At 67.1% G+C, this 21701-nt stretch carries 23 protein-coding genes; 14 read left to right on the top strand and 9 right to left on the bottom strand.

Annotated features, from left to right (window positions below):
- Positions 1-8: 8 nt before the first annotated feature.
- The gene (locus tag ACR9FL_RS13290) at positions 9-2384 is read left to right on the top strand and encodes a TonB-dependent receptor (RefSeq protein ID WP_436355905.1); all 2376 of its coding nucleotides are present in this window, start codon (positions 9-11) and stop codon (positions 2382-2384) included.
- Between the two features lie 196 nt (positions 2385-2580).
- Here ACR9FL_RS13290 and ACR9FL_RS13285 read toward each other — a convergent pair whose 3' ends face one another.
- Positions 2581-3033 (bottom strand): DUF983 domain-containing protein, encoded by a 453-nt coding sequence (locus tag ACR9FL_RS13285; protein WP_296177489.1) that lies wholly within the window; start codon positions 3031-3033, stop codon positions 2581-2583.
- Between the two features lie 170 nt (positions 3034-3203).
- On the opposite strand from ACR9FL_RS13285, the gene ACR9FL_RS13280 reads away from it, so the two are divergent.
- Entirely contained in the window at positions 3204-6086 is a 2883-nt protein-coding gene (locus ACR9FL_RS13280; RefSeq protein WP_436355904.1) for a hypothetical protein, read from the top strand.
- A gap of 105 nt (positions 6087-6191) precedes the next feature.
- Here the strand turns inward: ACR9FL_RS13280 and ACR9FL_RS13275 are convergent, their stop codons facing one another.
- From ACR9FL_RS13275 to ACR9FL_RS13265, 3 genes are all read right to left on the bottom strand, one after another.
- On the bottom strand, positions 6192-6470 hold the full coding sequence (locus tag ACR9FL_RS13275; protein WP_105564062.1) for an HU family DNA-binding protein: 279 nt from the start codon (positions 6468-6470) through the stop codon (positions 6192-6194).
- A 114-nt stretch (positions 6471-6584) separates the two neighbouring features.
- On the bottom strand, positions 6585-7385 hold the full coding sequence (gene fliP / locus ACR9FL_RS13270; RefSeq protein ID WP_296177493.1) for a flagellar type III secretion system pore protein FliP: 801 nt from the start codon (positions 7383-7385) through the stop codon (positions 6585-6587).
- 200 nt (positions 7386-7585) lie between these two features.
- A complete protein-coding gene (locus tag ACR9FL_RS13265; protein ID WP_296178687.1) occupies positions 7586-7861 on the bottom strand; it encodes a FliO/MopB family protein in 276 nt (91 codons plus the stop codon).
- 159 nt (positions 7862-8020) lie between these two features.
- Here ACR9FL_RS13265 and flgB point away from each other — a divergent pair, with 159 nt between their 5' ends.
- The 4 genes from flgB (at position 8021) to ACR9FL_RS13245 (ending at position 10289) form a co-directional block, all read left to right on the top strand.
- On the top strand, positions 8021-8425 hold the full coding sequence (flgB, locus tag ACR9FL_RS13260; protein ID WP_296178688.1) for a flagellar basal body rod protein FlgB: 405 nt from the start codon (positions 8021-8023) through the stop codon (positions 8423-8425).
- A 13-nt stretch (positions 8426-8438) separates the two neighbouring features.
- Positions 8439-8873 (top strand): flagellar basal body rod protein FlgC, encoded by a 435-nt coding sequence (gene flgC, locus ACR9FL_RS13255; protein WP_296178689.1) that lies wholly within the window; start codon positions 8439-8441, stop codon positions 8871-8873.
- A gap of 13 nt (positions 8874-8886) precedes the next feature.
- Positions 8887-9198, top strand: coding sequence for a flagellar hook-basal body complex protein FliE (gene fliE, locus ACR9FL_RS13250; RefSeq protein WP_105564065.1), 312 nt, complete (start codon positions 8887-8889; stop codon positions 9196-9198).
- Positions 9199-9911: 713 nt separating this feature from the next.
- Positions 9912-10289 (top strand): VOC family protein, encoded by a 378-nt coding sequence (locus ACR9FL_RS13245; RefSeq protein WP_436355903.1) that lies wholly within the window; start codon positions 9912-9914, stop codon positions 10287-10289.
- 141 nt (positions 10290-10430) lie between these two features.
- Here ACR9FL_RS13245 and ACR9FL_RS13240 read toward each other — a convergent pair whose 3' ends face one another.
- The gene (locus tag ACR9FL_RS13240) at positions 10431-11534 is read right to left on the bottom strand and encodes an acyltransferase family protein (protein ID WP_436355902.1); all 1104 of its coding nucleotides are present in this window, start codon (positions 11532-11534) and stop codon (positions 10431-10433) included.
- Between the two features lie 155 nt (positions 11535-11689).
- On the opposite strand from ACR9FL_RS13240, the gene ACR9FL_RS13235 reads away from it, so the two are divergent.
- On the top strand, positions 11690-12919 hold the full coding sequence (locus tag ACR9FL_RS13235; protein WP_436355901.1) for a S41 family peptidase: 1230 nt from the start codon (positions 11690-11692) through the stop codon (positions 12917-12919).
- A 3-nt stretch (positions 12920-12922) separates the two neighbouring features.
- Here ACR9FL_RS13235 and folE read toward each other — a convergent pair whose 3' ends face one another.
- Entirely contained in the window at positions 12923-13510 is a 588-nt protein-coding gene (gene folE / locus ACR9FL_RS13230; protein WP_296177967.1) for a GTP cyclohydrolase I FolE, read from the bottom strand.
- 298 nt (positions 13511-13808) lie between these two features.
- Between folE and fliQ the strand changes: the two genes are divergently transcribed.
- The 4 genes from fliQ (at position 13809) to cckA (ending at position 18228) form a co-directional block, all read left to right on the top strand.
- Positions 13809-14075 carry a flagellar biosynthesis protein FliQ gene (gene fliQ, locus ACR9FL_RS13225; RefSeq protein ID WP_199183609.1) on the top strand — a complete coding sequence of 89 codons (267 nt, stop codon included), beginning with the start codon at positions 13809-13811 and terminating at the stop codon, positions 14073-14075.
- Between the two features lie 8 nt (positions 14076-14083).
- On the top strand, positions 14084-14854 hold the full coding sequence (gene fliR / locus ACR9FL_RS13220) for a flagellar biosynthetic protein FliR (RefSeq protein ID WP_436355900.1): 771 nt from the start codon (positions 14084-14086) through the stop codon (positions 14852-14854).
- Positions 14847-15923, top strand: a complete 1077-nt coding sequence (flhB, locus tag ACR9FL_RS13215; protein ID WP_296177969.1) for a flagellar biosynthesis protein FlhB — start codon at positions 14847-14849, stop codon at positions 15921-15923. The genes fliR and flhB overlap by 8 nt, the downstream gene beginning before the upstream one ends.
- A 211-nt stretch (positions 15924-16134) precedes the next feature.
- A complete protein-coding gene (gene cckA, locus ACR9FL_RS13210) occupies positions 16135-18228 on the top strand; it encodes a cell cycle histidine kinase CckA (RefSeq protein ID WP_436355899.1) in 2094 nt (697 codons plus the stop codon).
- 190 nt (positions 18229-18418) lie between these two features.
- On the opposite strand, the gene ACR9FL_RS13205 is transcribed toward cckA, so the two are convergent.
- The 3 genes from ACR9FL_RS13205 to ACR9FL_RS13195 form a co-directional block, all read right to left on the bottom strand.
- The gene (locus ACR9FL_RS13205) at positions 18419-18868 is read right to left on the bottom strand and encodes a hypothetical protein (protein ID WP_436355898.1); all 450 of its coding nucleotides are present in this window, start codon (positions 18866-18868) and stop codon (positions 18419-18421) included.
- Between the two features lie 109 nt (positions 18869-18977).
- Complete coding sequence (locus ACR9FL_RS13200; RefSeq protein ID WP_296177705.1) at positions 18978-19229, bottom strand: hypothetical protein; 252 nt, start codon at positions 19227-19229, stop codon at positions 18978-18980.
- Positions 19230-19298: 69 nt separating this feature from the next.
- Entirely contained in the window at positions 19299-19487 is a 189-nt protein-coding gene (locus ACR9FL_RS13195) for a hypothetical protein (RefSeq protein ID WP_296177723.1), read from the bottom strand.
- Between the two features lie 189 nt (positions 19488-19676).
- On the opposite strand from ACR9FL_RS13195, the gene ACR9FL_RS13190 reads away from it, so the two are divergent.
- From ACR9FL_RS13190 to ACR9FL_RS13180, 3 genes are all read left to right on the top strand, one after another.
- Entirely contained in the window at positions 19677-20291 is a 615-nt protein-coding gene (locus tag ACR9FL_RS13190) for a superoxide dismutase (protein ID WP_296177724.1), read from the top strand.
- A gap of 168 nt (positions 20292-20459) precedes the next feature.
- The gene (rpsD, locus tag ACR9FL_RS13185; RefSeq protein WP_105564076.1) at positions 20460-21077 is read left to right on the top strand and encodes a 30S ribosomal protein S4; all 618 of its coding nucleotides are present in this window, start codon (positions 20460-20462) and stop codon (positions 21075-21077) included.
- Positions 21078-21216: 139 nt separating this feature from the next.
- Positions 21217-21612, top strand: coding sequence for a hypothetical protein (locus ACR9FL_RS13180; protein WP_296177726.1), 396 nt, complete (start codon positions 21217-21219; stop codon positions 21610-21612).
- The last annotated feature ends 89 nt before the right edge of the window (positions 21613-21701 follow it).

The following is a 21701-nucleotide window of genomic DNA, read 5'->3' as shown; positions in this document are numbered from 1 at the left end:
CCCCTTTCATGAACTCCCCCGTCCGCGCCGCGTATCTCGCGTCCGTCGCCTTGCCCCTGCTCGTTTTCGCCGCGCCCGCCTTCGCGGAGGATGCGGCGACCGAGGGACCGACCCAGGTGTCCGAGATCGTGGTGACGGCCCAGCGGCGCGAGGCGACGCTGGCGGCCACGCCTCTGTCGTTGACGGTGGCGGCCCAGCCTCTGCTGAACGATGTCGGCGTGCGCGACATCAAGGATCTGCAGATCCTGACTCCGGGCCTGGTGGTGGCCTCGACCTCGAACCAGACCTTCACCACGGCCCGCATCCGCGGCGTCGGCACGGTGGGCGACAATCCAGGCCTGGAAAGCTCGGTCGGCGTCATGATCGACGGCGTCTATCGCCCGCGCAACGGCGTGGCCCTGGGCGACCTGGGCGAGGTCGAACGCATCGAGGTCTTGAAGGGCCCGCAAGCGACCCTGTTCGGCAAGAACACCTCGGCCGGCGTCATCAACGTCGTCACCGCCGCCCCGTCCTTCACCCCGCGCATGGCGGGCGAGGCCACCTTCGGCGACTACGGGACGCAAGGCGGCTCCGTCTCCCTGACCGGCCCCATCGCCGACGAGGTCCTGGCTGGCCGCCTCTATGTCGCCGCGCGTCGCCGCGACGGCCTCTATGACATCAAGACCGGTGACGGCCCCCGCACCGCGACCGACGATCAGAACGAGCACTACGACACCGTGCGCGGCCAACTGCTGTGGAAGGTCACGCCTGACCTGACCGCCCGCCTGACCGCCGACTGGACCGAGCGGGACGAGCGCTGCTGCGTCGGCGTCCAGCTTGTGACGGGCGGGACGGCGCCCCTGCTGGCCACCTTCGCCCCCGACGGCGGGGTGGCGGCGACGCCCAACCCCTGGGCGCGGACGGCCTACTCGAACCGCGACACCAACACCCGCATCCGCGACAAGGGTCTGGCCCTGCATCTGACGGCCGACCTGGGCTGGGCGACGCTGGAGTCGACGACGGCGATGCGCGACTGGCGCGGCGTCATCAGCCAGGACTGGGACTTCACCTCGGCCGACCTGGCCTATCGTCCCGACGACGGCAGCTGGTCCAACCGCTTCCGCACCCTGACGCAGGAAGTCCGTCTGTCGGGCCAGCGCGACCGACTGGACTGGTCGGCCGGGTTCTTCCTGTCTGACGAGAAGCTGACCCGTCGCGACAGCCTCTTCTACGGCGCCGACTATGAGGCCTACGTCAGCCGCCTGCTGTCGCGTTCGACCGCCAACCCGCTCGGCGACCCCGCCTACGTCTCGACCCTGACCGGCCTGCCGGTGGGCGAGAGCTTCGTCGAGGGCGAGGGGCAACTGGATCGCTATTGGCAGACGACGCAGAGCGCGGCCCTGTTCGCTCAGGCCTCCTATGCCGTGACCGACCGCCTGACCCTGACGGGGGGCCTGCGCCGCACGCATGAGACCAAGGACATGGAGGCGGCCTATGAAAACACCGACGGCGGTCGCGCCTGCGCCGCCGCCCTGGCCAATGGGGTGGTCAACGGCACCCTGTGCCTGCCCTGGTCGAACCCGGCCTTCAACGGCCTGAAGACGTCCGAGACGGTCAAGGACGAGGCCTGGACCGGCATGGCCCGCGCCGAATACCAGGTGGCCGAGGGCCTGCGCCTCTACGCCGGCTGGTCGCGCGGCCGCAAGAACGGCGGCTTCAACCTGGATCGCGGTCAGACCAACCGCGTGCCCGACGCCTCGCGCGCCTTTGGGGCCGAAACCGCTGACGCCTGGGAAGCCGGGGTCAAGAGCGTGATGCTGGAGCGCCGTCTTCTGGTTTCGGCCGCCGCCTTCCGCCAGACCTATGACGACTTCCAGCTCAACACCTTCCTGGGGACCACCTTCCTGGTGCGCTCGATCCCGGAAGTGCGCGCCAAGGGCGTCGAGGCGGACTTCATGTTCCTGCCGTTCGAGGGCCTATCGCTGCAGGGCGGGCTCACCTACGCCCAGACCGAATACGGCCACGACCCCATCGCCGGCCTGCCGCTGCTGGCCGGTCGTCGCCTGAACTTCGCCCCCCTGTGGAGCGGGTCGCTGGCCGGGACCTATGAGCGTCCGGTGGGCGCCGGCCTGATGGGCCGCGTCACCCTGGCGGCCAAGTATTCGTCGGAATACAACACCGGCTCGGACCTGGACCCGGCCAAGAGCCAGCCGGGCTTCTGGCTGGTGGACGGCCGCGTGGCCCTGGCCAACGACGAGGCCTGGAGCGTCGAGCTGTGGGGCAGGAACCTGTTCGATCGGGACTATCGCCAGGTGGCCTTCGGCGCCCCCTTCCAATCCGGCACCCTGGGCGCCTTCCTCGGCGCGCCGCGTACGGTGGGCGTGACGCTGCGGCTGACGCGCTAGTCTGAAAGTGCCCGCCTATTGAACTCCCTTCCCCCTCGAGGGGGGAAGGGGCGGGGATGGGGGTGCAGGGCTCGAGTTTGAAGGTGTGGCGCGGGAGGCGCGACGGCTGTCGGCGTCTCTGGTGCTCGATAGGCGAATATTGCGGCTTCACCCCCACCCAACCCTCCCCCCTTGAGGGGGAGGGCTATCGAGGAATTCACCCCTTGTCGCGCGCCTCGTCCTTGGCGGCGCGTTCAGCCTGGCCGCGCCAGCCATAGCCCTCGCCGTGCTTGCCGACGCTGGAGAAGACGGCCTCCTCGGCCTTGTGGAAATACTGCTCGGCCACCATCCAGCCCTTGAAGGGGCGTAGCACGCCCAGGCACATCAGGGCCAGGATGGGCAGGGTGACGACGAAGTGCACCCAGACCGGCGGGTGGACGTTGAACTCGAAGATCATGAAGCCGATCATGCCGACCACGCCCACCGCCGACATGACGAAGAAGGCCGGGCCGTCCGCCGGGTCGGCGAAGCCGTAGTCCAGGCCGCAGTTCGTGCACTCCTTGCGGATGGTCAGATAGCCCTGGAACAGCGGGCCGACGCCGCAGCGCGGGCAGCGGCAGCGGACGCCGGTCTTCAGCGGGCTGAGGGGCGGATAGACGGGGTCGGACACAACAACACCTGACGAACGGGGTGACGATAACGTCGATACCGAGGATGTCGCCCTTTCACGCGCGCGTCGCAAGCGGGTGATTTGTCCTACCCACATGGTAAGGTTTTCAAGACGGCTCTTTAACCGGCGTTAACCGCGATGAAAGCCCTTTCGCGCGAGCATGCGCGCGTATGTCCGGGGCCAGCGCCAGCAAGCGTGTTCTGAAGACGACCGTGGCGGCCGCTGCGGCGGGCGTCGTCGTGTTCGCGCCCCTGGCCCCGCACGCCGAGGGCGCCAACGGCGGCGGCGGTCCGGTCGAGATCCGCGTCGGCGCCAACACCGGCTTCACCAAGATCGAATTCGCCGGGGCTGTGGGCTCGCGGGCGAGGGTGCGTCAGGACGGCCGGGTTGTCGTCATCCGCATCGGCACGACCGCCGCCCCCGACGTCAGTCGTCTGCGCGTCGATCCGCCCAAGGGGGTCGAGAAGGTCGAGACCCGCGCCGTCCAGGGCGCGACCGAGCTGGTCCTGACTCTGGCCGAGGGGGCGGGCGTTCGCTCCGGCGCCGCCGACGGCGCGGTCTGGCTCAACCTCTATGCACCGGGCGCCGCACCCGAGGGCGCCAGGCCCTCGGTCGTGCCGGCCGGCGGGGCCGTGCCGGTGACCGCCGAGGTCAAGGACGAGACGACGCGGCTGACCTTCGCCTGGGCTGCGCCGGTCGGGGCCGCCGTCTTCCGTCGCGGCGACGCGGTCTGGGTGGTGTTCGACGCCCCCGCCCGCATGAACATGCCCGCGGCCGCCAGGGCCGGGAGCGCGGCCAAGGCGCGCTGGGCCGCCGGGCCTGACTTCACCGCCATCCGCATTCCCGCCGCTGAGGGCCAGACCGTGTCCGCTCGCGCCGATGGGGCGTCGTGGACCGTCACCCTGGGCGGAACCGCGACGACGGTCAGCGGCGTCGAGATCGGCCGCGACGACAGCGTCCAGACCGCCCTGACCGCGCGTATGGCCGGGGCCACCAAGACCGTCTGGCTGACCGATCCCATGGTCGGCGACCGCTTCGCCGCCGTCACGGCCCTGGCTCCCGGCAAGGGCGTGGCGACGGGCCGTCGCACCGTCGATCTGGCCTTGCTGCCCACCGCCCACGGCCTGGCGGTCGAGACCCCGACCGATGATCTGACGGTCAAGGCCGAGGGCGACATCGTCACCCTGTCGCGACCGAAAGGCCTGCGTCTGTCGCCGCCGACCGTCGGGCTGGAAACCGCTGCCGCCGAAACCCACGCCCCGCGCGCCGCCGTTCGCCCGGCCCTGATCATCGCCGACTGGGCCGATCTGGGCGGCGACAGCTTCAACGACCGCCACCGCGCATTGCAGGTCGCCGCCGAGCTGGAAAGCGGTCGCGCCGCGGAGGACCCGCGCGCCCCCATCGAATCCCGCCTGGCCTACGCCCGTTTCCTGGTGGGGCAGGGGCTGGGTTATGAGGCGATCGGCGTGCTGAACGCCCTGGTAAAGCAGACCCCCGCCATGCAGGGCGTGGCCGAGGTGCGCGGCCTGCGCGGCGCCGCCCGCGCCTCCATCGGGCGTCTGGCCGAGGCCGAGGCCGACTTTTCCGCAGGCGCCCTGGCGGGGGATCCCTCCACTCGCGTCTGGCAGGGCTATATCGCCGCCCAGCGCAGCGACTGGACCAATGCGCGACAGGGCTTCGCGGCGGGCGCGGGCGTGGTCGACAACTTCACCCCCGAGTGGCGCGCCCGCTTCGGCACGGCCCACGCCCTGGCCGCCGTCGAGACCGGCGATCTGGACGCCGCGCGCGAGCTTCTGGCCTATGTCTTCAGCCAGCCGGGCATATCGGCGGCGGATCAGCTGACCGCCCGTCTGGTCCAGGCCAAGCTGTTCGAGCTGGAACAGAAACCCGCCCAGGCCCTGGCCCTCTACAAGGCCGTGGCCCGCGCTCCGCTGGACGGGATCGCCACGCCCGCCCGTCTCGGCGCGGTGCGTCTGGAAATGGCCAGGGGGACGCTGAAGCCCGATGCGGCGGCGGCCCAGCTGGAGGCTCTGAAATGGCGCTGGCGCGGCGACGGCACGGAGCTGGCCGTGATCCGCAGCCTGGGCGAGCTCTATCTGTCGCAGGGCCGTTATCGCGAGGCCCTGACCACGCTGAAGGCGGCGGGGCGCAAGATCGTGGTCCTGCCCGGCGGCGACAAGCTGCAGTCCGATCTGGACAACGCCTTCCGCGCCCTCTTCCTCGACGGCGCCGCCGACGGCCTGCAGCCGGTGCAGGCCCTGGCCCTCTTCTTCGACTTCCGCGAACTGACCCCGGTCGGCGCTGACGGCGACGAGATGGTGCGCCGTCTGGCCCGACGCCTGATCGACGTCGACCTGCTGGATCAGGCGGCGGAACTGCTGAAATATCAGGCCGACAATCGTCTCGACGGCGTGGCCAAGGCCCAGGTCTCGACCAATCTGGCCGCCGTCTATCTGATGAACCGCCAGCCGGAACAGGCGCTGCAGGCCCTGTGGAGCTCGCGCACCACGCTTCTGCCCACGGCGATGAACACCGAGCGTCGGGCGCTGGAGGCCCGCGCCCTGATGGAGCTGGGTCGCTACGACCACGCCCTGGAGCTGCTGGGCAAGGACGCCTCGCCCGCCGCCCGCGACGTCCGCGCCGAGATCTTCTGGAAACAGCAGCAATGGGGGGCGGCCGCCGCCCTCTACGAGCAGCAGTTGGGGAACCGCTATCGCGACGCCCTGATCCCCCTGACGGCGGACGAGGAGAACCGGCTGATCCGCGCCGGGGTCGGCTATTCGCTGGCGCGCGACGCGGGGGCGTTGAACCGGCTGTCGGCCAACTATTCCGGTTTCGCGGACAAGGCCCGCTCTCCGGGCGGCATCCGCATCGCGTTGGCGGGACTGGACGGCGCCGACGGTTCGGGCCGTCCGCAGGACTTCGCGACACTGAGCGCCGGGGCTGACACCTACGCCGGCTGGATCGCGGCGACTAAGGCCGAGTTCAGACAGAAAACGGGCGGAGACCGCCCTGCGACCCCCGCCCGATCCCAGGCGGCCGGAGCCGCCTGATCTTCTCTTTAAGAGAGGCCCCTAACGCCTCGCACGCGGTGCGAGGCTACTTGAGGGGTAAAGCCGGACAGTTCGTGAAATCACGACCCCGTCTGACCTAAAGGCTTAGCCGTTGACGGCGTCCTTCAGCGGCTTCGACACGCGGAAGCGCACAGCCTTCGAAGCGGCGATCTTGATGGTCGCGCCCGTGGCCGGGTTGCGGCCTTCGCGCTCGGCGCGCTCGGCGGTGTCGAACACGCCCAGGTTCGAGATGCGGACGTCCGAACCCGAAACCAGGCTCTTGTGGATGTTCTTGACGATCGCGTCGAGGACGCGGCCGGCGTCGGCCTGCGAGACACCTGCGTCCTTGGCGACGGCGGCGATCAGTTCGGCTTGAGTGGTCATAAGGGTTTTCCCAGTGGTGGTCGTCCGATTCCCGGACGAAGACCGGAGGATCAACACGTGTTTGCCCGAGCTTTGCAAGCCCGCATCATGCTCAAAGCCCCTGAGGGCGGGGACTTATCCCCCGCCGGCGCCGCGCTGGAAGCTCTCGACCAGGCTTCCGGCGACCAGACGCCAGCCGTCCACCAGGACGAAGAAGATCAGCTTGAACGGCAGGGAAATGACCACCGGCGGCAGCATCATCATACCCATGGACATCAGCACGCTGGCGACCACCAGATCGATCACAAGGAACGGAACGAAAAGAAGAAATCCGATCGTGAAGGCCTTCTTCAACTCGCTGATCATGAAGGCCGGAGTGACCACCCGCAGGGGCAGTTCCTGCACGTCCTGGGGGGGCTCGATTTTCGACAACCGGGTGAACAGGGCCAGGTCGCCGCGATCCACCTGGGCCAGCATGAAGGTCTTCACCGGTTCAGAGGCCGCATCAAAGGCCTGGGGCAGCTCCATCTGCTGATCCATCAGCGGGCGGATGCCCGAATCATAGGCGTCCTGCCAGGTCGGGGCCATGACGATGGCGCTCAGGAACAGGGCCAGGGACACCAGGACGGCGTTGGGCGGCGACTGCTGCATGCCCAGGGCGGTGCGGAGCAAGGAAAGCACCACGATGATTCGCACGAAGCTGGTGGTCATGATGACGATGGAGGGCGCCAGCGACAGGACCGTCATCAGCCCGACCAGCTGCACCACCCGCTGGGTCAGGCCCGCGCCGGTGCCCAGGTCGATATTGATGGCCGATCCGCTCTGGGCCGCCTGCGCCGCCTCCTGCGCCAGGGCGCCCAGGGGCCAGACTAGGCACAGGGCCGTGGTGATGAGCGACAGCAGGGCGGCGCGCTTCAGCTCGGCGCGCGAGGGCAGGGCGAAAACCTTCTCCCTTCCCCCTCGAGGGGGGAAGGGGCGGGGATGGGGGTGTGTGCGCCGCGATTGATGAGTGCGCGCATGAGGCATGCCCGTCGGCGTCTCCGGGGCTTGATCAGCGACGTTGGCGTGAACACCCCCACCCAACCCTACCCCCTCGAGGGGGAGGGCTTCTTGATGTTGAGAAGCGTCATGACGGCTCATTTTACTTCTCCCGGGCCGCGCGGTTCGATCAACTCCCGGCCTTCGCCCAGCAGGATCAGGCGCTCCTCGGCGTCGACCCGCACCAGGACCAGACGGCGGGCCGGGTCCAGCACCAGGGTCTCGATCACCTGCAACCGGCGCGCGCCGCGCTCGGCCTGAAACTTCGCCAACAACTGCGGCGCGTAGCGGCGCGCCACCCAGGCGGCCAGGCCGATCAGGCCCAGGGTGATCGCCAGGCCGAACACCGCCCGGAACAGGTCGAGGAAATTCATGCGGTTTCGAGGCCCCCCAAGGCGCGGGAATGCGGCGCCTGCATGCGCGCCGCTTCGCCCGCACGTTTCGCGGCTCGTGGTTAACGCGGCGTTTAGAAACACGGAATATTAACCATGGAGGCGGCAAATTCTGCCGATCAACCGTTCGAGGGGACCTGCGTGTCCGTCACCGACATTCCGCTGCTGAACCAGATCAAGGGCCGCCTCGGGTGGCTCGATGATCGTCAGCGCGTGATCGCCCAGAACGTCGCCAACTCCGACACCCCCGGCTTCATGGCGCGCGACCTGAAGGCGCCGACCGACTTCGCCGAGGCCCTTCGCACCGGCGGCGGCCTGAAGATGGTCGCCACCAACGCCCGTCACATCGCCCCGGCGGGGCAGGCGGCGCGCTTCGAGTCGCTGAACGCCCCCGATTCCGAGACCACGCTCGACGGCAACTCGGTCGTGGTCGAGGAGCAGATGCTGAAGATGGCCGAAAGCCGCATGGCCTATGACGCCGCCATCGGCTTCTACCAGAAGTCCATGCAGATGATCCGCCTGGCGGCCAAGAAGCCCGGCGTCTGAGGGAGACTGACCCATGCCTGATCCGGTCAACGGCCGTCCCGTCACCCCGCGCAACACCGCCATGGGCGTCGCCGCCGGCGCCCTGAAGGCGCAGCAGTCGCGCATGCGCATCATCGCCGAGAACATCGCCAACGCCCAGTCGACCGCCCTCGTCGCGGGGGGCGAGCCCTATCGCCGCCAGACCCCGGTCTTTCAGGCGCGCAAGGTCGATGGCGCGACCGGCGTGGTCCTGGCCGAGGTTCGCCCGGACCAGAGCCCGTTTCGCGTCGAATACGACCCCTCGCACCCGGCGGCCAACGCCGAGGGCTATGTCCAGCGGCCCAACGTCGACACCCTGGTCGAGGCCATGGACATGCGCGAGGCGCAGCGGGCCTATGAGGCCAACCTGAACGTCATCGAGACGGCGCGGAACATGGAGTCCCGCACCCTCGACATCATCAAGAAGTAAGCGAGCCTAGCCCATGAATCCCATGATGGCGGCCAAGGCCTATGCAGCGGTTCAGGGCGGCGCCATGCCGACTGCGACGCCGCCCAGCGCGGCCTCGGCGGCGCAGGGGCCCGGCTTCTCCGAACTGCTGCAGAACGTCATGACCCAGACGGCGCAGCAGACGCGCGGCGCCGAAACCCAGATGAGCCAGATGGTCCAGGGCCAGGGCAGCCTGATCGACGTCGTCACCGCCGTGTCCTCCGCCGAAGCCTCGCTGGAAACCGTCATGGCCGTCCGCGACCAGGTCATTTCCGCCTATCAGGAAATCATGCGGATGCCGATCTGAGGGCGGCTGTCGTGGGGTTAGGGTAGATCAGGGTCCGAGACAGGGCCTTCATCAACCTCACGCCGACGCTTTACCAGGATGAAGGCGGGCTCGGAGGGAGATGCCGTCTGCTCATAGACGGTCACGCGTTCGCCTGTTTCGAGCGGCTTGTCCCTTAGGGGCTCGGACAGGAAGACCCGGTGTTCGATTGAGCGTACGGCGTCGTTTGCCGGGCCCCTTAAAGTTTGGAGCGGACGGACCTGAATCGTCTGTCCCTGCACATAGCCGGCATGGTGAATGTATTCGGGCGGCAGAGATATCTCTGATCCGATGACCTCTGCGATCCAGACCCGGGTCCACTCGGTGTCTTGTGTCTTTGCAGCTCCGGACGAGCCTGTCGCACCTGAAAAGATTGCGGCGATGACGAGGGGCGCTGCCCGGCTCACGGATCGTTTCATCTGCATTTCTGTAGTGCACGCCTGAGGCGAGGGCCATCGCTCTCTTCTGCCCTCTTTCTTTCGTCATTCTCCGGCAAGCCACGTAGCGGCGCTGACCGGGAACCCAGCGGCGCCCGTTAGGGCGATAAACTCACGCGCTGCACTGGCCTGAAAGATCGCCTGCGGCGCCGCCGGGTCCCCCGGTCTCGGCTACGCCTCGCCGGAGGATGACGGACCAGGGTGGTGGATCGAACTCTCGCCCTTGGCGGTTCTCTCTCGTGAACAGGGAGAAGTCATATGCTCAAGAACAAGAACTCCTCGGCCATTGTGGCGGTGAAGGATCTGGATCGGGCCAAGGCCTTCTATTCGGACGTGCTGGAGTTGAACCTGGCCGATACGTCCAACGACGGGGTGCTGGGCTATCGCACCGGCTCGACCTGGTTGAGCGTTTATAAATCCGACTTCGCCGGGACCAATCAGGCCAACGCCGTGACCTGGGATGTCGGCGTCGAACTGGACGACATCGTCGAGGGGTTGAAGGCCAAGGGCGTGACCTTCGAACACTATGACGACATGGGGCGGCAGGGCGACATCCACATCTGCGGGACCATGCGTCTGGCCTGGTTCAAGGACCCGGACGGCAACATCCTGCACTTGGTCGGATCAACGGGGTAGGCGGCGCGCGTTCCGCCTCCTCCGCCGTCATCCTCGGGCTTGACCCGAGGATCGGGTTGTCAGCCTACACGACGTCGGCGAGGTGAAGCGCGCCGCTTCGCTCGATCCTCGGGTCAAGCCCGAGGATGACGGCGGAGTGGGTTAACCCTCCAGCGAGATCACCGGCTCCTTGATCTCGACCCGTGCATGGCCCCGCTTCTTCAGCCAGGCGCGGATGCGTTTCTGGATCGGGTTATCGACGCCATAGTGGAACAGGAAGGCGAAGACGAAGGCCGCGCCGACGCCCATGACCCACAGAGCCCAGCGCGCGGCCTCGCCTAGGTTCAGCCTGTTCGCCGTGACCTCGGCCAGACCGAACCAGCCGATGCGGACCACTTCGTTCGAGATGAACATGGCGAAGGACACCACCGCCGCCTGCTCGACCAGCTTTGACGGCCGGGTCACCGGCACGGCGCCCGCCGCCAGGATGATGACGGAGATGAGGGTCAGCGAGATCAGGGCGTGCTTGTCGAAATACTGGACGACGGCCAGCGCGACGGAGGCCAGCAGCAGGGCCCATCCCGCCAGACGCGGATTGATCCAGACGCCCTGCGCGAACCAGGCCAGGCCCATGCCCAGGACGAACAGCGGCAGGGCGCGCCATATGCCGAGCGCCAGCGGCATCTGATAGACGGGATACTTCAGGATGGCCCAGCAAAGTTCATTGGCCGCCAGATAGCCGATGACCACCAGTCCCAGCGCCATCCACGGCCCGACCCGCGTCAGGCCGCGCAGCACCCAGGGAAAGGCCAGGTAACAGCCCAGCAGGGCCGAGATCGACCAGCTGGGGGCGTTCCAGCCCAGACCGCCATGCACGCCGAACGACTGCACCAGCGCAACCTGGGCCGGCAGTTGGTCCCAGGCGAACCACTCGGGATGGGTCGGCGGCAGGCCGATGGCCGTGCCCAGCAGCACCATGGCCACCAGCAGGCCCAGCATGATCAGATGGGCTGGAAACACCCGCAGCGAGCGCTTCAGGAAGAAGTCCGTCTTCGACATCCGCCCGCTGGCGACCGATGAGGCGTAAACCCGCATCAGCACATAGCCGCTGTCGATCAGGAAGAAGTTGGTCAGCAGAAAGCCGCCCCGCTCGAACACCGGATGCACCGCCTCGGCCAGGGCGTGGGGCGCCGAGGCCTGGAAATGGTGCAGGATGATCAGCGCCGCCACGATGAAGCGCAGCGCGTCCAGCCAACCGCCACGCATGATGGGCGGCGGCTCATTATGAGACGAAAACGCAGTCCAGCCCATGACGATGGCTCCCTTCAGGATGGACAACGCAAGAAGAGGGCCGGTCGGATGGCAAGTCTTGCCAGCGGTCCTCCTCATGCGCAAAGTCAAGTCGGGGCTGAGGGGCGAATATGGGTATGGCAGGCGTGGCGCGAACGGCCGGCGCGGTGGTTCTGGCGTTTGGCTTGGCTTTGGTCGGGCGTCTTTCCGAACCCTTGCCTTTACCCGAGCCGCGCACGGCCGCTGAGCGCGCAAAGCGGAATCTTATCGTCTTTGATGAGGTCTGGTCCAAGCTGGATCAGCGGCATTTCGACAACGCCTCGCGTCGCGAAACATGGCGTGCAGCGCTGAAGCGTTACCGGCCGTTGGCTCGACAAGCGCCGGACACGGCGGGCCTCTATTTTCAGGTTCTGACGCCCATGTTGAACGAAATGGGACAGTCACATGTCGCGGTTTCGCCGCCGCTGGGAGTTGATCTGTGGAAGCATGCGCAGCCCGAGGGATCGGTTTCGAAGCCACGCCTGTTCATCGGCCCGGCGAAGAGTACGAACGGTGACGCCCTCCATGCGTTGGGCATCCAGTTGTCTGGCGACGAGGTAATCGATCTGATCAAGGGGGGCTCGGCTGAGCAGGCGGGGGTGGAGCCTGGCTGGCGGATTGGGCTGATCGTGCCGACTGCTTCGATCGGAGAGCGGCGCTACACTTTCCTGACATCTGCAGGCGCTCGGCAGTTAACGCTAGGCCATGGGCGTTCGCCGCCCCCGCGCGTGTCTTATGCAAAGCAGATATTGCCAAGCGGCGCCCTCCTTCTTCGCTTTGACGCTTTCAAGCAGGAGCAGATCGATTGGGTTCTGGCGCAACTGAAGAGCGCGCCGCCGCAGGGCGTCATCCTCGATCTGCGCACCAACGGCGGCGGGCGGGTCATTCAGGAGGAGCGGTTGCTGAGCGCGCTGTTGCCTGATCATTCCTTGATTGGCGTGCGAGTGACCAACGGTCGTCGGCAGACTCTGCATACGCGGGCGCATGGGCCACTCTACCATGGCCCTCTGGCGATCTTGATCAGTCCTCGGTCGGCGAGCGCTGCCGAAGTGACGGCGCGCGCCATCGGCCACCACGGGCGCGGGGTGCTGGTTGGACGTAGATCCGCCGGCAGCGTGCTGACCTCAACGGATTTCAAGCTTCGCGACGGCGGCCGGCTGCAGGCGCCGATCCATGATTATCTTGACCCATCAGGGCGACGAATCGAAGGCGTGGGGGTTGAACCTCACATTAGGGTTGCGCCAACGCTGGCGACGGTGCGCGCGGGACGGGACCCGGTGCTGGAAGCGGCGGAAAGGGCTCTGACGTCCGCGCGTCGCTAACGCCTAGCCCCGCACCAGCCGCAGGAACTCCTCGCGGGTGCGGGGGTCTTCGCGCACGACGCCCAGCAGGCAACTGGTCGACAGGCTGGCGCCGGGGACGTCGACGCCGCGCATGGTCATGCAGCTGTGCTCGGCCTCGATGACCACGCCGACGCCGTGGGGACGCAGCACCTCCTGGATGGCGCCGGCGATGTCCGAGGTCATCTTTTCCTGGATCTGCAGGCGCCGCGCAAAGCCGCGCACCACGCGGGCCAGCTTGGAGATGCCGACGACACGGTCGGTCGGCAGGTAGCCGACGTGGGCCACGCCGACGACCGGCAGCATGTGGTGTTCGCAGAAGCTGACAAAGCGGATGTTCTTCAGGACCACCAGTTCGTCGTAGCCGCCGACCTCCTCGAAGGTCTTTTCCAGATACTCGCGCGGTTCGACCTCATAGCCCTGGAACAGCTCGCGATAGGACTTGGCCACCCGCTTGGGCGTTTCCAGCAGACCCTCGCGGTCGGGATTGTCGCCCGCCCACTGGATCAGGGTGCGGACGGCGGCTTCGGCTTCGGCCTGCGAGACGGAGGGTTTGTGCGCGTGGTCGGTCATGGCTTGTCCATATAGCCGGACCGGCCGATCAATCCAGCCGTCAGATGGCCGATGGGGTGAAACGGGCCTTGTGGCTGTTCCTGTCCTTCTCCCCTTGCGGGAGGAGGTGGCCCGCGCAGCGGGTCGGATGAGGGGTCTCGCAACGGCGATCACAGCCATGACGGATGAGGGCGGCGCGACCCCTCATCCGTCGGGCTTCGCCCGCCACCTTCTCCCGCAAGGGGAGAAGGAAGAAAGTGGGTGGGTAAACGCCCTGTTAACCATCCTGTCGGCATTTTCTGCCCAGTTCCCGGGAGTGGTGATGAGCGGCGCGGAAGTTCTGGATATTGGCCGTGACGCCATCTGGCTGACGATCCAGCTGTGCGCTCCCGTGCTCGTCGTCGGCCTGGTGGTCGGCGTGGTCATCGGCCTGTTTCAGGCCCTGACGCAGATTCAGGAACAGACCCTGATCTATGCGCCCAAGATCATCGCCATCTTCGTCTCCCTGCTGCTGTTCCTGCCGCTGATGGGGGCCTTGCTGGGCGGCTTCATGCGCGAGATCGCCGCCCGCATCGCCGGCATGTAGGCCGCGCCGTGGAGTCCTACGCCACCGCCGAACAGATCTGGGCCGGCGGGCTGATCTTCGCGCGGGTCGGCGCCATCCTGATGACCATTCCCGGCATCGGCGAATCCTATGTGCCGCCGCGCGTGCGCCTGTCGCTGGCCTTGTTGCTGTCGCTGGTCATGTGGCCGCTGGTGGCCGGGACCCTGCCGGCCCTGCCGCCGACGATGGGGGGCATGGTCGGGTGGATCATCCGCGAGGTGGCGACGGGTCTGGCCATCGGCGTCATCCTGCGCAGCTTCATGACGGCCCTGGTCACGGCGGGCGAGATCATCTCGCAGCAGACCACCCTGGGCTTCGCCCAGACGGCCAACCCCCTGCAGGCCTCGCCCGGTTCGACCCTGTCGGCCTTTCTGATGCTGCTGGGGGTGACGCTGATCTTCGCCACCAACACCCACCACCTGTTCATCGCCGGCATCCTGGGCTCCTACGAGGCCATCTCCCCGGCCAAGCCGATGATCGCGCCCGACTTCGCCGCCATGGCGGTCAGGACCCTGAGCGAGAGTTTCATGCTGGGGGTCCAGCTGTCGGCGCCCGTCCTGGTCTTCGCCCTGATCTTCAACCTGGCCTCGGGCCTGATCGCCCGGGTCATGCCGGCCTTTCAGGTCTATTTCGCCGCCGCCCCGCTCAGCGTCCTTTTGGGCCTTTCGATCTTCGCGCTGAGCCTCGGCGTGATGGGGACCATCTTCATCGACCGCTATCGCGCCCTGGCGCGGGTGTTCACGGGAGGGAGCCTTGGCTGAAGGTTCCGATCCCGAGTCGAAAACCGAAGAGGCCACCCCGCGAAAGCTTGAGGAGGCCCGAAAAAAGGGTGACGTCGCCAAGTCGCCGGACGTGGCGGCGGCCATGTCCCTGGCGGGGGCGACGGCGGTCCTGCTGATCGGCGGCGGTTATTTCTCGCGTCAGATGGCCGAGGACATGCTGCCCTTCCTGGCCGAGCCCCACGCCATGATGGGCGGGCTGGAAGCCGGCGCCGGGGTCGAGATCGGCATGCGCGCCGTCTGGGCCGTGACGCCCTTTCTGGCGGCCCTGATGCTGGCGGTCATCGTCGGCGGGGTGGGCGGCAACCTGGCCCAGTCGGGCTTCCTGTTCACGGCCGAGAAGCTGAAACCCAAGTGGTCGACGCTCAGCCCCCTGTCGGGGTTCAAGCGCATCTTCGGCCCGGACGGCATCGTCCAGTTCATCAAGACCTTCCTCAAGCTGGTGGCCATCGGCGCCGTCTGCTGGCAGGTGCTGAAGCCGCACACGCGCGAACTGGAAAACCTGGCGGCCATGAGCCCGGCCCTGATCCTGCCCTTCGCGCGCGACCTGGCGACGGCGCTGATGATCTCGGCCCTGATCTTCCTGGCCTTCACCGCCGGGGCCGACTTCATCTGGCAGAAGTTCCGCTTCGCCAAGCGGATGCGGATGACCAAGGAAGAGACCAAGGAAGACTACAAACAGACTGAAGGCGACCCGCATGTGAAGGGCAAGCTGCGCCAGATCCGCATGCAGCGCAGCCGCCAGCGCATGATGCAGGCCGTGCCCGGCGCCACCGTCGTCGTCACCAACCCGACCCACTATTCCGTGGCCCTGCGCTATGAGCCCGATCAGGGCGACGGCGCCCCGATCTGCGTCGCCAAGGGCGTGGACGCGGTGGCCCTGCGTATTCGCGAACTGGCCAGGGAAAGCGGCGTGCCGGTGGTCGAGAACGTGCCCCTGGCCCGCGCCCTCTATGCGACGGTCGAGGTGGACGAGGTCATCCCGCGCGAACATTTCGAGGCGGCGGCCAAGGTGATCGGCTTCGTCATGCAGGGACGGAAACGGCGGTGAGGGCGTTCGGCGAGGATGGCGCTTTTTTCCCCATTCCATGGGGAGGGGGACCGCGAAGCGGTGGAGGGGGCGGTGCGACGTTCGACGTCTTCGCGCTACTGTTCGATCGCGGCGCCGCCCCCTCCGTCTCGTCCGGTGCGCGGTCGATCCACCTTCCCATGGAACGGGGAGGAAAGGTTTGTCCCGTTATGGGCCAGGCCGGACCTCCGATATGCTGACCACCACTGATTCGCGCGGGCAGGACGCCATGACGATTTCCCGGCCGAAGGCGGCGACCACGCGCCGTCCGACCTTTGATCCCCTGCTGGTGGTTATGGCCCTGGGCTTCGCCCTGGCGGTCGCGGCCATGGTCTATCCGGCGTTCCGCGCCAATGCGATGACGGCGCCGGGCCTGATCCTGATCTTTGCAGCGGGGGCCACGGCCCTGATCTGGCTGTTCGCCTTCGGACGCGCGGAAGTGCGCCGCGCCCACGGCGACACGGCGGTCGAGATGCTGGACGCCATGGCCGAGCCCGCCGCTCTGGTCTGGCCGTCCGGTCAGGTCCTGGCCTACAACGGCGCCTGGGCCGAGGAGAACGGGGCCGTCACCGCCCTTCCGCGCGGCAAGTCGGCGCAAGCCCTCTACATGGCCTTCGCCCAGGCCCGCGAAGGTCATCAGGGCCGCGCCATCGTCCAGATCGGCGCGCGCGAGATCGAGGTCCTGATCGGTCAGGCGGGGCAGGGGCGTTTCCTGGTCCGCGCTGCCCCCGACGCCGTCCTGCCCGTGCCGCAGACCGCGCCCGTCGTCGCCCCGGCCAAGGTCAGCGGCGAGGCCCGCGCCATGGCCGCCGGCGCGCCCTTCGGCTCGACCGTCATCGCCGGCGACGACCTGTTCGCGGGCAAGGCCGAGGATTCCAACGCGGCCCTGGCCGTCCTGACCGGCCCCGCCGCCTCCGGCGACGCCGCCTTTGGCCACCTGTTCGACCTGGCGGGCGTGACCGAGGCGAAGACCAAGCTGGCGGCGGGGTCTTCCGGCCCGATCGAGCTGGTCGCCCGCGCCTATCCTGACCGTCACCTGCACCTCTATGTCGCGCCCGAGGGCGACAAGCGCCGCGTCTGGCTGTTCGACGTCTCGTCGCAGAAGTCGATGGAGCTGCAGCTGTCGCAGGCCCAGAAGATGCAGGCCGTGGGCCAGCTGGCGGGCGGCGTGGCCCACGACTTCAACAACCTGCTGACCGCCATCCAGATGCAGTTGTCCGAGTTGCTGGAGCGTCACCCGGTCGGCGACCCCTCCTATGACGGGCTGAACCAGATCCGCCAGACCGGCATCCGCGCCGCCGATCTGGTGCGCAAGCTGCTGGCCTTCTCGCGCAAGTCGACGGTGCGGCGCGAGCGTCTGGACCTGGGCGAACTGGTCGGCGAGTTCGCCGTCCTGCTGCGCCGCCTGCTGCGCGAGGACGTGCGACTGGAGACCGACTACGGCCGCGACATGCCCCTGGTCCTGGCGGACAAGAGCCAGCTGGAAACCGCCGTCATGAACCTGGCGGTCAACGCTCGCGACGCCATGCGCGGCGTGGTCGAGCCGGGGGCGGGCGTGGTCACGATTCGGACCCGCCGCCTGACCGAAGCCCAGGCCCGCGACATGGGATGGCGCGAAGCCTCGGGCGAGATCGCCCTGATCGAGGTGTCGGACACCGGCCCCGGCGTGCCGCCCGAACTGCTGGACAAGATCTTCGAGCCCTTCTTCACCACCAAGGCGGTCAACGAAGGCACCGGCATGGGCCTGGCCACCGTCTATGGCATCGTCCAGCAGGCGGGCGGCCACATCAGCGTGACCAATATCGAGGGCGCGGGCGCCGCCTTCCGCATCTTCCTGCCCGCCGCCTCGGCCGAGGAACTCGTCGCCGCCCCCGTGGTCGAGAAGGTGGTCAAGGCCGCGCCGCGCGACCTGTCGGGCGCGGGCCGCATCCTGTTCGTCGAGGACGAGGCCGCCGTGCGCGGCATCGCCGCCCGCCTGCTGCGCCAGCGCGGCTATGAGGTGATCGAGGCCTGCGACGGCGAGGAAGCCCTGATCCTGGCCGAGGAATGGGCCGGTCAGATCGACATGATGATCTCCGACGTCATCATGCCGGGACTGGACGGTCCGTCCCTGCTGAGAAAGGCGCGCCCCTTCCTCGGCGACGCCCCGGTCATGTTCATCTCGGGCTATGCCGAGAGCGACTTCTCGGACCTGTTGCAGGACGAGACCGGCGTCTCCTTCCTGCCCAAGCCGCTGGACATCAAGACCTTGGCCGAACGCGTGAAGCAGGAACTGCACGCGGGCTGATGACGCTACGCCGTCATCCCGGGGCTGCGCAGCAGAACCCGGGATCCAGGCGGCGGATCACAGGCGCGCCCGTATCAGGTTCTGACGCCCGGGCCCCGGCTCTTCGCTTCGCTGCGACCGGGATGGCTTTGGGCGCATGTCTGCTTTCGGGTTCGGTAGTCAATTCCGCAAACGACCCATTGCGGACCCTCTACGTCTCGGCCGGCTTGCTGATTGTTAAGGCAGTAGCGGCGAGGCCAATGAATCCCAGAAATATTCCTAGCGCGAACTCAGCGTAAATATAGGTAAGATGCCAACGCCAAGCATCGTCTTGGAAACTAGGCCAAATCTCCCGTGGCCAATCGTAATACAGATAGCTCATAGCTACCGTCCAGAGGAACGGCAAACCAACGAGCCCAGCGGACAATAAGAGCAAGTGGTCCGCGAGTTTGCTCCGAAACGCGAACGCAATGACACCCAATACCCAGAAGATCGCCCACGCAACAAGCACGTGCGCAGGTGCAAAAAAGACAGCCCCCCAGAGATCATCAAGGTGTGGTCCGCCACCATTGAGGCCTGCCATCAGAAAGCCGACGTAGGCAATCGCGGAAGCTGCACTCCCGACAACAGCGGCCCGCCGGATCAAGCGTATCTTCGTCATAGCCGGAAGCCTACACGTGAAGTGTCCGCTTTCCACCCCGTTGCGGACATTCGACCCCGTCGTTTTCGACGCTTCTTAAGGGGGCAAGCGCTGGCTGTGGGCTGAAAGCCTAGGCGTCGCCGCCCGTCCGGGTTTGCTCGACCGTCGTGGTGGTTTCGCCATTGGGCCGTGTGGTCGTGGTGGTGGTGGTCGTCGTGGTTCGCTCCCACAGGGTGCAGTCCATCGACGAGCCGCCGCCGGGTTGCGAGGTGGTTCGGCATTGGGCCTTGGCGGCGTCCGCTGAACGCACCGCCTCCACCGGGCCGGTCGCGCAAGCTGACAGGGCCAGGCCGGTCGCGAGGACGGCGTAAAATCTCAGCATGGCGTGCTCCCCACAGCTCTACTTCTCGCCAGTCTGCCTGACGGGGCGCGCGGCGCAAGCTGTGGTCGTTTACACTCTCAGGTCGAAATGGCGCGGCTCGCCGTCGCGGCGTTCGCGGGCGGCCTCGTGCAGGGTGTCGGCCAGGTCGAGCAGGTGATGGCGACGCAGGCGCGGGATGATCTCCAGCAACTGCAGTCTCAGGGTCTCAGCTTCGGCGTCGCTGAGCGGCGCCGTGGGGCGGGCGGATCGGGCAGGCACGGCGATCCTCCATCAATGCGCCTCGGGGGAGGCGAGACGACCCCTGAAAACGGCTGTTTCGCCGTTCCGGTTCCAGATCGCGTCACATCGAGCGAAAAACTGAACAAACTCCGCCGTAAAGGCTTGGGTCTTTCGTGCGCCGCCCTAGATAGGGGCCAGACGAATCATAACCCGGAAGAGGAACCTCCCATGGCCTTCACCCTGCCCCCGCTGCCCTACGCCTATGACGCGCTGGAACCGGCCATCGACAAGGAGACGATGACCTTCCACCACGACAAGCATCACCAGACCTATGTCGACAACCTGAACAAGGCCGTGGACGCCGACGCCTCGCTGCAGGGCAAGTCGCTGGAAGAGATGTTCGCCGAGATGTCGAAGCTGCCCAAGGCGGTTCGCAACAACGGCGGCGGCCACTGGAACCACAGCCTGTTCTGGGAACTGCTGGCTCCGGCCGATCAGGCCGGCGCGCCTTCGGCCGAGCTGGCCGCCAAGATCGACGCCGAACTGGGCGGTCTAGACAAGTTCAAGGCTGACTTCGACGCCGCCGGCGCCGGTCAGTTCGGCTCGGGCTGGGCCTGGCTGATCCTTCAGGACGGCAAGCTCAAGGTCACCTCGACCCCGAACCAGGACAACCCCCTGATGGACGTGGCCGACGAGAAGGGCGCCGTCCTTCTGGCCGCCGACGTCTGGGAGCACGCCTATTACCTCAAGTATCAGAACCGCCGCGTCGACTACCTCAAGGCCTTCTGGTCGGTGGTGAACTGGAACAAGGTCAACGAACTGTACGAAGCCGCCAAGGGCTGAAACGCCCGCGCAGCTTGACTCCGGGAGGGCGGGCCTTCATAAGCCCGCCCTTCTCGCATCGGGTTTCGGCCCGAGGCGCGAACTGACTACGGACGATGCGTGGACCGCCGTTGAGATCGCCGCTCCAATCGGGGAGGGGCCGGGCCGCATCAGCATGAAGAGTGACTTATGTCCAAGCGCCATAGCGCCAAGTACAAACTTGATCGGGTCATGGGTGAAAACCTGTGGGGCCGCGCCAAGTCGCCGGTTAACAAGCGTTCGTACGGCCCCGGCCAGCACGGTCAGCGCCGCAAGTCGAAAGTCTCGGACTTCGGCCTGCAGCTGAAGGCCAAGCAGAAGCTCAAGGGCTACTACGGCAACATCACCGAGAAGCAATTCTCGGCCATCTACGACGAAGCCGGTCGTCGTAAGGGCAACACCTCGGAAAACCTGATCGGTCTGCTGGAATCGCGTCTGGACGCCATCGTCTACCGCGCCAAGTTCGTCCCGACCGTCTGGGCCGCTCGCCAGTTCGTCAGCCACGGCCACGTGACCGTCGACGGCAAGAAGGTCGACATCGGTTCGTACCGCGTCAAGCCGGGCCAGGTCATCGAGGTCAAGGAAAAGTCGCGCAATATGGCTCTGGTGCTCGAAGCCCAGCAGTCGTCGGAACGCGATGTGCCTGACTACCTGGAACAGGGCGACCGTGGTTTCTCGGTCCGCTACGTGCGCGTGCCGGAACTGTCGGACGTGCCGTACCCGGTCAAGATGGAACCGAACCTGGTCGTCGAATACTACTCGTCCTGATTTCAGGCGATCGACGATAGAGTTGATGGAAGCCCCGGTGCGAACCGGGGCTTCTTTCTTATTCAGCATCCGCTGTTCCCTTGGGGAAGGAAGCAGCGCATTCTGACCGGGCGAACATGGTCCGCCCTGGAAGGCCGAGATGAGACGAACCATCGCCCTCTGCGCCGTCGCTGCTGTCGCCCTTGGGGCGGGGGGCTGCGCCGTGACCGGTGAACCGGCCGTGCCCACCGCCGGCATGCCGGGCCAGCTGGAGCCGATCCACGCCGCCGCCTTTACGCGCGACACGGCGGTCTTCTGGGTCAGCTCGAACGGCTGCACCAGCAAGGCGGACGTCAAACCCTTCATCACCCGCCTGCGCGACAGCACGGTCATCACCCTGCGCCGGGTGGACGAGGACCGCTGCACCGACATCAAGTCCGAAGGCGTGCAACTGCAATGGTCGTTCGAGGAACTGGGTCTGGAGCCCGGCGCGGCGGTGTCGGTCAACAACCCCTATATGATGCGTCAGGACGACAAGCCGAACCGCGGGTCCTGATACAGTCTTCAATGGCAAGGCTTTGTTAGCCATGTCGAACGACGGCGGATTAAGGAATGCTCGGGTAAGGACGTCATCCCCCTAACGCA

The sequence above is a fragment of the Brevundimonas sp. CEF1 genome (assembly GCF_051353055.1).
Taxonomy (GTDB): Bacteria; Pseudomonadota; Alphaproteobacteria; order Caulobacterales; family Caulobacteraceae; genus Brevundimonas.
Note: the sequence above shows the minus strand (reverse complement) of the source record. Positions and strands in the feature narration are given on the sequence as shown.

Excerpts from the sequence above, each read along its gene's own strand:
- ACR9FL_RS13290 (WP_436355905.1), top strand. The coding sequence starts at position 9 with ATGAACTCCCCCGTCCGCGCCGCGTATCTCGCGTCCGTCGCCTTGCCC.
- ACR9FL_RS13280 (WP_436355904.1), top strand. The coding sequence starts at position 3,204 with ATGTCCGGGGCCAGCGCCAGCAAGCGTGTTCTGAAGACGACCGTGGCG.
- ACR9FL_RS13275 (WP_105564062.1), bottom strand. The coding sequence starts at position 6,470 with ATGACCACTCAAGCCGAACTGATCGCCGCCGTCGCCAAGGACGCAGGT.
- ACR9FL_RS13265 (WP_296178687.1), bottom strand. The coding sequence starts at position 7,861 with ATGAATTTCCTCGACCTGTTCCGGGCGGTGTTCGGCCTGGCGATCACC.
- flgC (WP_296178689.1), top strand. The coding sequence starts at position 8,439 with ATGCCTGATCCGGTCAACGGCCGTCCCGTCACCCCGCGCAACACCGCC.
- fliE (WP_105564065.1), top strand. The coding sequence starts at position 8,887 with ATGAATCCCATGATGGCGGCCAAGGCCTATGCAGCGGTTCAGGGCGGC.
- ACR9FL_RS13245 (WP_436355903.1), top strand. The coding sequence starts at position 9,912 with ATGCTCAAGAACAAGAACTCCTCGGCCATTGTGGCGGTGAAGGATCTG.
- ACR9FL_RS13240 (WP_436355902.1), bottom strand. The coding sequence starts at position 11,534 with ATGCGTGGCGGTTGGCTGGACGCGCTGCGCTTCATCGTGGCGGCGCTG.
- ACR9FL_RS13235 (WP_436355901.1), top strand. The coding sequence starts at position 11,690 with ATGGGTATGGCAGGCGTGGCGCGAACGGCCGGCGCGGTGGTTCTGGCG.
- folE (WP_296177967.1), bottom strand. The coding sequence starts at position 13,510 with ATGACCGACCACGCGCACAAACCCTCCGTCTCGCAGGCCGAAGCCGAA.
- cckA (WP_436355899.1), top strand. The coding sequence starts at position 16,135 with ATGCTGACCACCACTGATTCGCGCGGGCAGGACGCCATGACGATTTCC.
- ACR9FL_RS13205 (WP_436355898.1), bottom strand. The coding sequence starts at position 18,868 with ATGACGAAGATACGCTTGATCCGGCGGGCCGCTGTTGTCGGGAGTGCA.
- ACR9FL_RS13200 (WP_296177705.1), bottom strand. The coding sequence starts at position 19,229 with ATGCTGAGATTTTACGCCGTCCTCGCGACCGGCCTGGCCCTGTCAGCT.
- ACR9FL_RS13190 (WP_296177724.1), top strand. The coding sequence starts at position 19,677 with ATGGCCTTCACCCTGCCCCCGCTGCCCTACGCCTATGACGCGCTGGAA.
- rpsD (WP_105564076.1), top strand. The coding sequence starts at position 20,460 with ATGTCCAAGCGCCATAGCGCCAAGTACAAACTTGATCGGGTCATGGGT.
- ACR9FL_RS13180 (WP_296177726.1), top strand. The coding sequence starts at position 21,217 with ATGAGACGAACCATCGCCCTCTGCGCCGTCGCTGCTGTCGCCCTTGGG.